This window comes from Pseudomonas sp. TH43 (assembly GCF_016650635.1).
GTDB lineage: Bacteria > Pseudomonadota > Gammaproteobacteria > Pseudomonadales > Pseudomonadaceae > Aquipseudomonas.
The window spans coordinates 386,882-399,529 of the sequence record NZ_JAEKFI010000003.1 but is presented as its reverse complement, the minus strand read 5'-3'; the positions used below and the strand labels follow the sequence as shown (position 1 = coordinate 399,529).

At 59.3% G+C, this 12,648-nt stretch carries 12 protein-coding genes; 7 read left to right on the top strand and 5 right to left on the bottom strand.

The features are described from left to right. Both JFT81_RS11340 and JFT81_RS11335 read left to right on the top strand, forming a co-directional pair. Positions 1-1,047, top strand: coding sequence for an amidohydrolase family protein (locus tag JFT81_RS11340; protein WP_201227381.1), 1,047 nt, complete (start codon positions 1-3; stop codon positions 1,045-1,047). A 138-nt stretch (positions 1,048-1,185) separates the two neighbouring features. After that, entirely contained in the window at positions 1,186-2,811 is a 1,626-nt protein-coding gene (locus JFT81_RS11335; protein WP_201227380.1) for a methyl-accepting chemotaxis protein, read from the top strand. Between the two features lie 194 nt (positions 2,812-3,005). Here the strand turns inward: JFT81_RS11335 and JFT81_RS11330 are convergent, their stop codons facing one another. Genes JFT81_RS11330 through purM form a run of 3 tightly spaced genes read right to left on the bottom strand, consistent with a single transcriptional unit; the run spans position 3,006 to position 5,436 of the window. Then, positions 3,006-3,719, bottom strand: a complete 714-nt coding sequence (locus tag JFT81_RS11330) for a DUF3108 domain-containing protein (RefSeq protein ID WP_201227379.1) — start codon at positions 3,717-3,719, stop codon at positions 3,006-3,008. A gap of 8 nt (positions 3,720-3,727) precedes the next feature. Further along, a complete protein-coding gene (gene purN, locus JFT81_RS11325; RefSeq protein WP_201227378.1) occupies positions 3,728-4,378 on the bottom strand; it encodes a phosphoribosylglycinamide formyltransferase in 651 nt (216 codons plus the stop codon). After that, positions 4,378-5,436 (bottom strand): phosphoribosylformylglycinamidine cyclo-ligase, encoded by a 1,059-nt coding sequence (gene purM, locus JFT81_RS11320; RefSeq protein ID WP_201227377.1) that lies wholly within the window; start codon positions 5,434-5,436, stop codon positions 4,378-4,380. Before purM ends, purN begins: the two co-directional genes overlap by 1 nt. A gap of 373 nt (positions 5,437-5,809) precedes the next feature. Between purM and JFT81_RS11315 the strand changes: the two genes are divergently transcribed. From JFT81_RS11315 to JFT81_RS11295, 5 genes are all read left to right on the top strand, one after another. Then, positions 5,810-6,868, top strand: coding sequence for a DUF2066 domain-containing protein (locus tag JFT81_RS11315; RefSeq protein ID WP_201227376.1), 1,059 nt, complete (start codon positions 5,810-5,812; stop codon positions 6,866-6,868). A 34-nt stretch (positions 6,869-6,902) separates the two neighbouring features. After that, positions 6,903-7,976 (top strand): AI-2E family transporter, encoded by a 1,074-nt coding sequence (locus JFT81_RS11310; protein ID WP_201227375.1) that lies wholly within the window; start codon positions 6,903-6,905, stop codon positions 7,974-7,976. A gap of 217 nt (positions 7,977-8,193) precedes the next feature. After that, a complete protein-coding gene (gene hda / locus JFT81_RS11305; protein WP_008082931.1) occupies positions 8,194-8,898 on the top strand; it encodes a DnaA regulatory inactivator Hda in 705 nt (234 codons plus the stop codon). 226 nt (positions 8,899-9,124) lie between these two features. Next, positions 9,125-9,742 (top strand): NlpC/P60 family protein, encoded by a 618-nt coding sequence (locus JFT81_RS11300; RefSeq protein ID WP_201227374.1) that lies wholly within the window; start codon positions 9,125-9,127, stop codon positions 9,740-9,742. A 219-nt stretch (positions 9,743-9,961) separates the two neighbouring features. Next, entirely contained in the window at positions 9,962-10,498 is a 537-nt protein-coding gene (locus tag JFT81_RS11295) for a C40 family peptidase (protein WP_201227373.1), read from the top strand. Between the two features lie 133 nt (positions 10,499-10,631). Here the strand turns inward: JFT81_RS11295 and JFT81_RS11290 are convergent, their stop codons facing one another. Together JFT81_RS11290 and JFT81_RS11285 are read right to left on the bottom strand one after the other, a co-directional pair. Continuing rightward, positions 10,632-11,945, bottom strand: a complete 1,314-nt coding sequence (locus tag JFT81_RS11290; RefSeq protein ID WP_201227372.1) for a sorbosone dehydrogenase family protein — start codon at positions 11,943-11,945, stop codon at positions 10,632-10,634. A gap of 66 nt (positions 11,946-12,011) precedes the next feature. Further along, positions 12,012-12,596, bottom strand: a complete 585-nt coding sequence (locus tag JFT81_RS11285; RefSeq protein ID WP_201227371.1) for a hypothetical protein — start codon at positions 12,594-12,596, stop codon at positions 12,012-12,014. Positions 12,597-12,648: the final 52 nt, after the last annotated feature.

Sequence of the window (12,648 nt, the reverse complement as noted above, 5' to 3'; positions counted from 1 at the left end):
ATGCCTACTTCCCGGAGATTAATTGTGTGCCTGTATCGTTTGAGTCTCGCCTGCCTCCTGGCATTCGCCAGCACTGCCAGCGCCCGCGAATACACCTACAGTGACGCGCACCTGCATTACGTGGATTTTTTCCAGGAAACCGCCGGTATGGCGAAATTGCTCACAGCCATGCAGGAAAGCTCCGTCGAGCATGTGATGATTTCCGGCATTCCCGTCGCGAAGAAATGGCACGAAGACGAACCCAAGCGTCCGCGTTATTACGCCGGTGACGACGCCGATGCCTATTGGTACAGCGCCACCGACGTGATCGTTGCCGATGCGGTGCAAAAGCTGACGCCTGAACAACGCGTGTACTTTCATCCGTTCCTGTCAGGCTTCAACCCCAACGACAAGAACTCCGCCGCGCATATCCAGCGCATGCTCGAGCTGTATCCGGGGCTTTGGCAGGGTATCGGCGAGGTGTTCACCCGGCATGACGACCTGACGGCGCTGACCTCCGGTGACACGCCGCGCGCCAATAACGAGGCGATGACCAAGATCTATCACTTGGCAGCGGAAAATGATCTGCCGGTGATGCTGCATTCCAACATCACCTCCAAGCGTGAGAGAAATCCGCTTTACCTGAGGGAAATCGAAGAGCCGCTGCGCAATCATCCACACACGCGATTCATTTGGGCTCACGCCGGGACCAGCGCCGAGATTCATCGGCATCAAACACAGCTGAAGTTTTTGCTGCCCACGCTGACACGCCTGCTTGAGGCGTATCCCAACCTGTTTGTCGACCTTTCCTGGAGCATGCTCACCCCATACCTGCTGGACGAGCAGGGCAAGCCCCGTTCGGAGTGGTTAGCGCTGGTGGAGAAATACCCGCAGCGCTTCATGCTCGGCTCGGACGTGGTAGGGCGTTTCAATAAGCTGGGGGAGGAGATGCGCAGCTTCAAGCCATTCCTTGATGCATTGCCCGAAGACGTCGCTCGTAAAGTCGCGCGGGACAACTTCCTGGCGATCTTGCCGCGAACAGAGCTAAAGTCCGGCAAAACCCGCTGAATCGTTAATGCCGACGGTTCGAAGTATCAAGGCCTTTTGATATCAGCTTTTGGTCTTACACAAATTTTCGTCGGGCCGATACCTTCTAGAGCAACCAGCTGCAGGGTTGATGCAGCGCTTTTGGAAGGAACCAGAGCCATGAGTATCCGTAGTCTCAATATTGCCCCGCGCGCCGGCCTCGGTTTTGGCCTGTTGGCGCTCATGGTGTTTGCTCTCGGGGCGTTTGCCCTGCTGCAAATGTCGAACATGCGCGCCCAGTCTGACGAGGTCGATAAAAATTGGCTGCCCAGTGTGATGGCGGTCGGCGAGATGAGTCAGGACATGCTGCGCTTGCGCGCCCTGACCATGCGCCTGTTGCTCAATCGCGATCCGCAGGCGCTTGAGCAGAATGTCACCAAGCTCAACGAACTGCGCGGTGTGCTCAGCGAAGCCCAGCAGCGTTACGACGTGCTGATCGTGTTGCCCGAGGAACGCAAGCTGTTTGATCGCTTCAAGGTCGCCGAGCACCAATATCTGGAGCTTCAGGCGCAGGTCATGCAGTTGTCTGCGCAGAATCGCGTCGAGGACGCGGCGGCGATTCTCAATGGCCAGATGAGCCCGTTGGCCGATGAAATCGCGGTGGTCCTGCGCGAACTGGTCGAGATGAATAAGCACAACGCCAACCTCGCCACTGAAGCGGCACGGCTGGTGTTCATCAATTCGCGAGTGTGGGTCGGGGTAATGATCGGCGTTACCGCGCTGATCACCATTGGTCTGGCGCTACTCCTGACTCGAAGCATTGTGTTGCCGTTGGCGCAGTCACTGGGTGTGGCGGAAGTGGTCGCAGGTGGCGATCTGACCGGCGATATCGACATCAGTGGCAAGGATGAGCCGGCGCGACTGCTGTACGCACTCAAGAGCATGCAGCACAACCTGCGTGACACGATTCGGCAAATCTCGGAGTCCTCCAGTCAATTGGCCTCGGCCTCGGAAGAGCTGAGTTGCGTCACCGAAGATGCCACTCGCGGCTTGCATCAGCAGAGCCTGGAGATCGAGCAGGCCGCCACAGCGGTCAATCAGATGACGGCGGCGGTGGAAGAGGTGGCCAGCAACGCGGTGGCGACTTCCGAAGCTTCGCGTGAATCTGATCGCATTGCCCAGCATGGTCGTGAGCAGGTGCAGCAGACCGTGTCGTCGATCGAGTTTCTTGCCGAAGACGTGACCAATAACGCGTCCCTGGTTGAAGATCTGGCGGACAAGGTTCATGGCATCAGCAAAGTGCTCGACGTGATCCGCTCGATTGCCGAGCAAACCAATTTGCTGGCGTTGAACGCGGCGATTGAAGCGGCCCGCGCTGGCGATGCCGGGCGCGGATTTGCGGTGGTTGCGGACGAAGTACGGGCATTGGCCCATCGTACGCAACAGTCGACTCAGGAAATCGAGCAGATGATCGGTGGCATTCAGCAAGGCACCGATTCGGCGGTCAGTTCGATGCAGCAGAGCAATGTGCGGGCACGTTCGACGCTGGAGCTGGCCAAGGCTGCCGGTACGGCGCTGGAGGAGATTGCTTCGGCGTTTACCCTGATCAACGAGCGCAACCTGGTGATCGCCAGCGCGTCGGAAGAGCAGGCGGCGGTGGCGCGGGAGGTGGATCGTAATCTGATGAACATTCGTGATCTGGCCATGCAGACGTCGGCGGGTGCCAATCAGACCAGTGCGGCGAGCCAGGAGTTGTCACGGCTGGCGGTGGATTTGAACAGCATGGTTGCCAAATTCTCGGTCTGAGTTGGCTTTCTGAGCTGTAATTGCTCTTTGTGGGAGCGAGCCTGCTCGCGAAGGCGTCCGTTCGGTCAAATTTTTCATTTGGCTGGCACTCCGCTTTCGCGAGCAGGCTCGCTCCCACAGGGGGATTGGTGTCGTTGCAGAAAACGCAGGCAATAAAAAGCCCCGCATCTGCGGGGCTTTTCACATCTGTCGGATCAGCTGCCTTTGACAGCCTTGCCGTTGACCGTGCCGTCCTGGAGCATGATGTTGTACTCCTTGCCGTCGGTTTCAACCTGTTGCAGGCGGACCAGCAAGTAATCCCAATCCTTGGCGAACCAGAGGACGGTGATGCGTTTGCTTTGTGTCGGGTCGCGCACGCGCTCGACTTTGATCGCATCGATCTTGCCAGCCTTGGTATCGACTTTTTCCGAACCCAGCACGCGGAAGTCATAGGTATCGACTTCGCCATCATCGACCACTTGGTAGCTCATGGTCTTCTTGCCGGCAGCGACGTCATGCTGCAGCGCCAGTTGATAGGTGGATTTGTCGACCATGCCACGGTTCAGCGGGATTTTCACCGCGTCCCCACGGTCGGTGCCGGTGACCATTTTGCTGTTCCAGTCGAAATCCAGATCAGCCTTCTTGGCCTTGCCCAGACCACCACGTTCGAAGTGATAGGACTGTGGCAGCAAAGTGTCCTTGTCCAGGGTCAGGGTGCTTTCTTCAGTCAGGCTGGCGATCATCATCGAGGCCTTGAAGCTGAGTTTCCAGACGCCGTTGGCTTCCTTGGTCAGGCTGCGTTCAGCGGTGCCGCTCATGGGCAACTGCTTCCAGTCGGCGGTGTAGCTGGCGGAGAACGGTTGAAGGTCCGCTGCCTGCGCGAAAGGCAGGGCGAGCAGAGCGCAAGCGAAGAGCAGGGCGCGACGCATAATATCTCCTAGTTTCGAATCAAGTGGCCGCTGGCCGCGAGTAACTGGCCATCCAGTAAAGCACCTTGCTCACCGAGTGCCAGCCTGCCTTCGGCAAACCAGCGTACTGCCATCGGGTAGATCAGGTGTTCCTGAACATGCACTCGCTGCGCCAGACTCTGCGGCGTGTCGTGCAACTCTACCGGTAATACTGCCTGTACGACCAGTGGTCCGCCATCGAGTTCCTCGGTGACGAAGTGTACGGAGCAGCCGTGTTCCGTGTCGCCGGCCTCCAGCGCGCGCTGATGAGTGTGTAACCCTTTGTATTTGGGCAGCAGCGACGGATGGATGTTGAGCAGGCGCCCTTGGTAGTGGCGAACGAAATCAGCGCTGAGGATGCGCATGAAGCCGGCCAGTACCACGAGTTTCGGATTGAATTCGTCGATCAGTTCGATCAGAGCAGCATCGAAGGCCTCGCGACCTTCGAATGCCTTGTGATCCAGCGAGCGGGTGGCGATACCCGCATCACTGGCGCGTTGCAGGCCGTAGGCGTCGGCGCGGTTGGAAATCACCGCAGCGATGCGGACCGGGCTGTCGCCGGTCCGCGTGCTGTCGATCAAGGCCTGCAAGTTACTGCCGGTGCCGGACAACAGCACCACGACATCACAGGTTGCGGACATTAATGAGCCTTAAGGTTCTGCAGATCAACCTGAGCAGCGCCTTCGGCAGCGGCAGCGATCTGGCCGATGACCCAAGGCTGTTCGCCAGCGTCACGCAGAGTGTTCAGTGCTACTTCAACGTGCTCCTGAGCCACGCAGATGACCATGCCGACGCCGCAGTTCAGCACGCGGTGCATCTCGGTTTCGTCAACGTTGCCTTGCTCTTGCAGCCAGTCGAACACGGCCGGGCGAGTCCAGCTGGCCACGTCAACAACAGCCTGAGCGCCTTTTGGCAGTACGCGCGGGATGTTGTCGAGCAGGCCGCCACCAGTGATGTGGGCCATGGCTTTGACGGCGCCGGTGTCTTTGATCAGCTTGAGCAGCGGCTTCACGTAGATGCGGGTCGGTGCCATCAGCAGGTCGGTCAGCGGTTTGCCGTCGAGCTGGATGTTTTCGATGTCGGCACCGGATACTTCGATGATCTTGCGGATCAGCGAGTAGCCGTTGGAGTGCGGGCCGGACGATGGCAGGGCGATCAGGGCGTCACCGGTGGCGACTTTCGAGCCGTCGATGATTTCCGATTTTTCCACGACGCCGACGCAGAAGCCGGCCAGGTCGTAGTCTTCGCCTTCGTACATGCCAGGCATTTCAGCAGTTTCGCCGCCGACCAGCGAGCAGCCGGACAGTTCGCAGCCAGCGCCGATGCCGGTTACAACCTGAGTCGCGGTTTCAACGTTGAGTTTGCCGGTGGCGTAGTAGTCAAGGAAGAACAGTGGCTCGGCGCCGCACACCACCAGATCGTTGACGCACATGGCGACCAGGTCGATGCCGATGCTGTCGTGCTTGTTCAGGTTCAGCGCCAGACGCAGCTTGGTGCCAACGCCGTCGGTGCCGGAAACCAGCACTGGCTGCTTGTAGCCGGCCGGGATTTCGCAGAGGGCGCCGAAACCGCCCAGGCCGCCCATGACTTCCGGGCGCGCAGTGCGCTTGGCGACGCTCTTGATGCGTTCGACCAATGCTTCACCGGCGTCGATGTCTACACCGGCGTCCTTGTAGCTCAGGGAGGGTTGCTTGCTCATGATCCAGGCCTTTAGGGGAGGGGATTCAGGGGTAACGACCGAGTTCAGCGGGAACATCGAAATCGAGAGGGCGATGGCCTAACGCGCGTTTCGAGGTGCCCGGCTGTTGCCGGTCTGCGAAGGCGCGCGATTTTATCAGGCTTGAGGGGCAGCGGCCATCCTCGCACCGACGGGCAGGGCCATATCAGCGGAAATTTTTTGCAATTGAGCGACGTGGGTGCCTGTATAAGGTGTGGCAATTAACCGTCTATCGTTATCACTGTGCAAAAACTTATCGCCGCCGTGTGAATGTTTTGCAACGGCCGAGGGTCACAGCCTTGCTCAACCGGTTCACGCGGCCTGTTCCAGCCGCTCCTGTCGACGGGAATTTTCCATGCGTTTTTGTAAATTGTTGTTTATGGGCTGTTTGTCTGTGGTCAGCCTGGCGAGTCATGCCGAAAACCTCAAAGGCCTTTATCAAGTGCGTGAGCCGGTCCACGGTCAGGCACCGGAAGAACGTGATCGCGCCACTCAGGCGGCGCTCGATACGCTGGTGCTACGCCTGACCGGCGATCCGAAAGCCCCGCAGAACCCGGGGTTGGCGGCGATTCGCAAGGATCCGCAGCAGATCATCAGTCAGTTCGGCTTTGATGCCGGACCGCCGGAAGTGCTCAAGGTCGATTTCGATCCGACGACCACCGAGCAGGCATTGCGCCGCGCCGGGTTGTCGCTGTGGGGTGCCAGTCGTCCGTCGATCCTGAGCTGGTGGCTCAACGATTCGACTGAAGGTTCGAGTCTGGTCGGTGATGGCCAGGCCGCTGCGGCACCTCTGCGTGCAGCGGCGCAACATCGCGGCTTGCCGTTGCGTTTGCCGCTGGCGGATTTGAGCGAGCAACTGGTGGCCACGGCGCCCGCGCTCGAGGGCACGGACCCTGCGCCATTGCGCGGCGCTTCGGAGCGCTACAACGCGGATGCCTTGCTTGCCGTGCATGCTCGCGAAGAAGGCGGGCAGTGGCAGGCCAAATGGCATCTGTGGCTGGGCGATCAAAAAGAGGCAGGCAGCGTGCAGGGCGCCGATCAGGCTGCCGTAGCCGACGCGGTGATGCTCGCGGTGGCCGAGCGCTTGGCGCCACGTTTTGTCGCCAAGCCTGGCGTTTCGGGTCAGCAGACTCTGGAAGTGCAGGGCATGAATCTTGAGCATTACGCAACGCTGTTGCGGTTACTCGAACCGTTCGGCGTGCGTCTGCAAAGTGTCGATGGCGATCGCATCGTGTATCGGGTCAATGGCAGTGCCGATCAGATGCGCGCGCAGTTGTCGCTGGCGAAGTTGCAGGAGCTGCCGCCCGAGGCACCGACCCCGATCGATGCGCCGCAGCCTGCGGTTGCCGGTGCAGCACCTGTTGCGGCGCCAGCCCCGACACCTGCGGCGCCGTCGTTGCGGTTTCGCTGGTAAGTCTTTCCTTATATAGAAGCAGCAGGAGTGGTACATGGCAGATACGCGGCGTTGGTTCTGGCTCGGTGGGGTAGTCCTGCTTTGCGCGTTTGTATGGTTGCTGCACCCGATCCTCACGCCGTTTCTGGTGGCGCTGCTGCTGGCCTATCTGTTCGATCCACTGGTGGATCGCCTGGAGCGGCTCGGTCTGTCGCGCACTTGGGGCGTGATTGCAGTGTTTGCCTTGTTCACCCTCATCGTTACCGCTCTGTTGCTGGTGCTGGTACCGATGCTCGCCAAGCAATTGGTGCGCCTGTATGAGCTGGCCCCGCAAATGCTCGACTGGTTGCAGCATACGGCGCTGCCGTGGGCTCAGGCCAAGCTGGGGTTGTCGGATGGCTTCTGGAAGTTCGACAAGGTCAAAGCCGCTATCAGCGAGCACATGGGCCAGACCACTGACATTGTCAGTGTGGTGCTGAGCCAGGCGACGGCGTCGAGTCTGGCGCTGATTGGCTGGCTGGCGAATCTGGTGCTGATCCCGGTGGTGAGCTTCTACCTGCTGCGCGACTGGGACCTGATGATGGCGAAGATCCGCAGCCTGCTGCCGCGTGATCGCGAAGAAACCATCGTGTCGCTGGCTGGCGAGTGCCATGAAGTGCTCGGCGCGTTCGTTCGTGGACAGTTGTTGGTGATGCTGGCACTGGGCGTGATTTACGCCGCGGGCCTGATGATTGTCGGGCTGGAACTGGGCCTGTTGATTGGCCTGATCGCCGGTTTGGCGGCAATCGTGCCGTACATGGGCTTCGTGATCGGCATCGGTGCGGCATTGATTGCCGGTTTGTTCCAGTTCGGAGGCGATCTGTATCCGATGGTCGGCATCGTCGCGGTGTTCATGGTTGGCCAGGCCCTTGAAGGCATGGTGCTGACGCCATTGCTGGTGGGCGACCGGATCGGTCTGCACCCGGTGGCGGTGATCTTCGCCATTCTGGCTGGCGGCGAGCTGTTCGGCTTCACCGGTGTACTGCTGGCATTGCCGGTGGCGGCGGTCATCATGGTGCTGGTGCGCCATGTGCACGACTTGTACAAGGACTCCGACATTTATAGTGGTACGGACGAGCCCGAGTTGTAAGGGTGGCGGGCGACCCGGCGGACAGCCGGGTTGGCCCGTGTCTTGCGGGCGATGCTGGCAAAATACCGTCAGCGAAACGCTCATAAAACCAGTGCGTTAACGCAAACCTTTGATTTTGCTTGGACTCTGTCGCATTGTGCGCTCAGCTTCACGGGTATAAACTTCGCAAACTTTACACAGAGGCCACTAACGGTTCCTTGGGAACTGTTCAGTCAGCATGAAACCGATTCAGCTGCCCCTAGGTGTGCGTCTGCGTGACGACGCCACCTTCATCAACTACTACCCAGGCGCCAATGCCGCTGCACTCGGCTATGTCGAGCGTCTATGCGAAGCCGACGCCGGGTGGACGGAAAGCCTGATCTACCTGTGGGGTAAACACGGCGTAGGGCGTACGCATCTGTTGCAGGCGGCTTGCTTGCGTTTCGAGCAGATGGGTGAGCCGGCGGTATATCTGCCATTGGCCGAGTTGATGGATCGCGGTGTCGAAATTCTCGACAACCTTGAGCAGTACGAGCTGGTTTGCCTGGATGATCTGCAGGTGATTGCCGGCAAGGCTGACTGGGAAGAGGCGATGTTTCATCTGTTCAACCGTCTGCGTGACAGCGGTCGACGTCTGCTCATTGCGGCCTCCACTTCGCCGCGTGAACTGCCGGTCAAACTGGCCGACTTGAAGTCGCGTCTGACCATGGCGCTGATTTTCCAGATGCGCCCACTCTCCGATGAAGACAAATTGCGTGCGCTGCAATTGCGCGCCTCGCGTCGCGGTCTGCACCTGACCGACGAAGTCGGACATTTTATTTTGACTCGCGGCACCCGCAGCATGAGTGCGTTGTTCGACCTGCTCGAACAGCTCGACCAGGCCTCTTTGCAGGCGCAACGCAAGCTGACTATTCCCTTCCTCAAAGAAACCCTCGGCTGGTAGCCATCCCTTTGGTTCTGGGGCTTTCAGCGCTTTATGGCATATTTCAGGCGCCAGAAAATCCGCTTTCCTGCACGGTGTGCAGGCCGCGTATCGACTCAAATGGGCTTAAGCGCTTAGATGTAAACGAGAAACCGAGAAGTCACAAAAAGATCGATTGAATTTGCAAATGAGGCTGATAGCGGGCATAGTCTCGGCTTCTTTACAACTATCAGCCACGGTCGTGCCCATGCTAAAGCGCTTCGCACCCCTCGTGCCTCTCGCACTCGTCACCCTGTTGTACGGTTGCGCTGCTCATTCTCCAGTCCAAGAGCAGCCTCAACAGGTTAAAAATTCTGCCACTGCCCAGTCTTCCGTTATTTATCAGGAAGAGCTGGCAACCGAAAAAGAACTGGCCGATTTCAACGGCAGCAAGCCTTACCAGCTTCCAGTTCTGGCCGACAGCATCCTCGAACGCGGCATGTCCCTGATCGGTACCCGTTACCGTTTCGGCGGTACCTCTGAAGCCGGTTTCGATTGCAGCGGTTTCATCGGTTACCTGTTCCGCGAAGAAGCCGGCATGAACCTGCCACGCTCCACGCGTGAAATGATCAACGTGGATGCGCCGCTGGTCTCGCGCAGCAACCTTGAGCCGGGCGATCTGCTGTTCTTCGCCACCAACGGTCGTCGTGGTCGTGTCAGTCACGCCGGGATCTACCTGGGTGACAACCAGTTCATCCATTCCAGCAGTCGTCGCAGCGGCGGTGTTCGCATCGACAGCCTGGGTGACAGCTATTGGAACAAGACCTTCATCGAAGCCAAACGCGCTCTGGCGATGGCACCGACCGTGGTCACTGCTCGCAAGTAAATTCCCCGTTGTCGCTGCATTCGCGGCGACAAACAGGCTCCCGGCAACGGAGTAGACGTAGACTTTACAAGGTGAAGTTAAAGTCTTACTTGAAGTTTGCCGCGTAGCCGCTAGAATCCTGAATCTATATTGATGGCAAACCGCCTGCGTGCTCCGCAGGCGGTTTTGTTTTCTGTCCATCGGCAGAGAAAGCCGCAGCCAGATCAGGATGTTCTGCTTATGACGATGTCGGCCCGCCTCACATTGATGCTCTGCGCAGCGCTGCTCAGTGCCTGTGCCAGTCGCACACCGCCTCCTGCGCCGGTGGTTCGCGCACCGGTGGTGTTCGGCCCCTCTCAATCATTCTCGCCCGCTGCTGAAGACGTGCTGTTTCGCGCACTCGGTCTGGTCGGTACGCCTTATCGCTGGGGTGGTAACACCCCGGATTCAGGCTTTGATTGCAGCGGCCTGATCGGCTTTGTCTACCGCGATGCGGCTGGCATCACGCTGCCACGATCCACGCGCGAGCTGATCGTGATGCAGGCGCCGAATGTCGGCAAGGAAGGCTTGCAGACGGGCGATCTGATCTTCTTTGCCACCAATGGCGGCTCGCAAGTCAGTCACGCGGGGATTTACGTTGGGGAAGGGCGGTTCGTGCATGCACCGGCTACCGGCGGTACGGTGAAGCTTGATAGCTTGTCGAAGGCGTATTGGCAGAAGGCTTATCTGAGCGCCAAGCGAGTGTTGCAGCCAGAGCATCTGGCGCATAACCCGTAAGAAAAATCGCAGCAATCTTAATGTGGGAGCGAGCCTGCTCGCGAAAGCGGTGTGTCAGTCAACTCGATGGAGGCTGACACACCGCATTCGCGAGCAGGCTCGCTCCCACAGTTGTTTCAGGTCAAATTCAATATCACTTCGTGGCAGACACTCGCCACACCTTGTTCCCCACATCATCCGCCACCAGCAAGCCACCTTGCTGATCGATCACCACGCCCACTGGTCGGCCCAGCGCATTCTCGTCCTTGTCGAGGAAACCGGTCAGCACATCCACTGGTTGGCCCGTAGGTTTGCCGGCGGCGAACGGTACGAAAATCACTTTGTAGCCACTGTGCGGTTTGCGGTTCCACGAACCGTGCTGGCCAATGAACGCGCCTTCCTTGAACTGCGCCGGCAGGGTGTTGCCCTCGGCGAAGGTCAGGCCAAGCGAAGCGGTGTGCGGGCCAACGGCATAATCCGGGGCGATGGCCTTGGCTACCAGATCAAGATTCTGCGGGTTCACCCGCACATCAACATGCTGCCCGTAATAGCTGAACGGCCACCCGTAAAACGCGCCGTCCTTGACCGAGGTGATGTAGTCCGGCACCAGATCACTGCCAATCTCGTCGCGCTCGTTGACCGCCGTCCACAGCGCGCCACTGGTCGGCTCCCAGGCCAGGCCGTTGGGGTTGCGAATGCCCGAGGCGAAGATCCGGTGATTGCCGGTCGCACGATCCACTTCCCAGATCGCTGCGCGGCCCTCTTCTTTATCCAGTCCGTTTTCGCCGACATTACTGTTCGAGCCTACGGTGACGTAGAGCTTGCTGCCGTCCTTGCTGGCAATGACGTTTTTGGTCCAGTGATGGTTGATCGTGCCGCCCGGCAGGTCGGTCACTTTGATCGGCTGGGTTTTGATCTCGGTCGCACCGGCTTCGTAGTGGAATCGCAGCAGGCGATCGGTGTCGGCGACATACAGATCATTGCCGACCAAGGTCATGCCAAATGGTGAGTTGAGATTCTGTAGAAACACGGTGCGCGTCTCGGCGACGCCATCGTGGTCGGCATCGCGCAGCAATGTGATGCGATTCGGACTCGGCACGCCGGCCCCGGCCTTGCCCATGACTTTCTTCATGACCCAGCCACGAATGCCGCTGCTGTCGTCAGGTTTCGGTGGGGCATTGGTTTCCGCTACCAGTACATCGCCGTTAGGCAGCACATAGAGCCAGCGCGGGTGGTCAAGGCCTTCGGCAAATGCCGCGACTTGCGTGCCCGCCGCTGCGGTGGGTTTGCCACCCTGGGGCCAGCCGATCGCCGGGGCGATGTTCACCGTCGGGATCAGGGTCTTGTTCGGTTCGGGCAGTTTCGGTGACGGGCCGGTGCCGTCGGAGACTTGCAGGCTGGAGGATTCACCACAGGCGACGAGCCCTCCGGCGAGCGCGATAACGAGAGCGAGCTGGGTCTTGCGCATTGCTGATCTTCCCTATGAATGCATTCTTAATCATAGAGGCGCGCGCAAGACCGATGGTTCAACTGCTCAACCGCGGGCCTCCTTGAACAGCACGGCAATGCCGGGGTGATAGTTGCCGGCTTCGCTGCGCAACTTGCGGTAGGCGTACGGGAAATACCAGGCGACCGCGCAGGTGTGTTCTTTTTGCAGGTCGTCGACCATGTCCTGCAGCTCTTCCGGGCTGGCGCTGTGCTGGGCTTTTTGCGGGGCGACAAACAGGCAGCCGAGTTTGAGGTCGCTGGCAAAGCTGATGCGTTTGGCATCGTTGGTGATGTCGAGAAGGGCCTGGGTCAGGTTGAGGTTGTTGACCCGTGGCCAGCGCTGTGTGGCCTGTATGTAAGCGCGATCTTCGGCGCCGGCAACGAACAGATCAGCGCGGACATTGCGCTCGCCTTCTTCATTTTGTTTGCGCGTAGGCGTGTCGTTCAGGGTGACCAGTTCGGCCATCCAGGCCGCTGCCGAGAGCAAACCGAGATTGGCCTTCTCGTCATGCCAGTACGGTGTGTCGCTGTCGCCCCGTACGGCGTTAAAGCGGTCGATACAGTCAAACCAGCGTTCAAGCACCGGGCGCAGAAATTCCAGGCGCGGGTTGCTGATGATCATGCCTTGCATCGTAATCATCCTTATTGTTGTGATGTGCGTTTTCGGAGAAAAGCATGGCTCT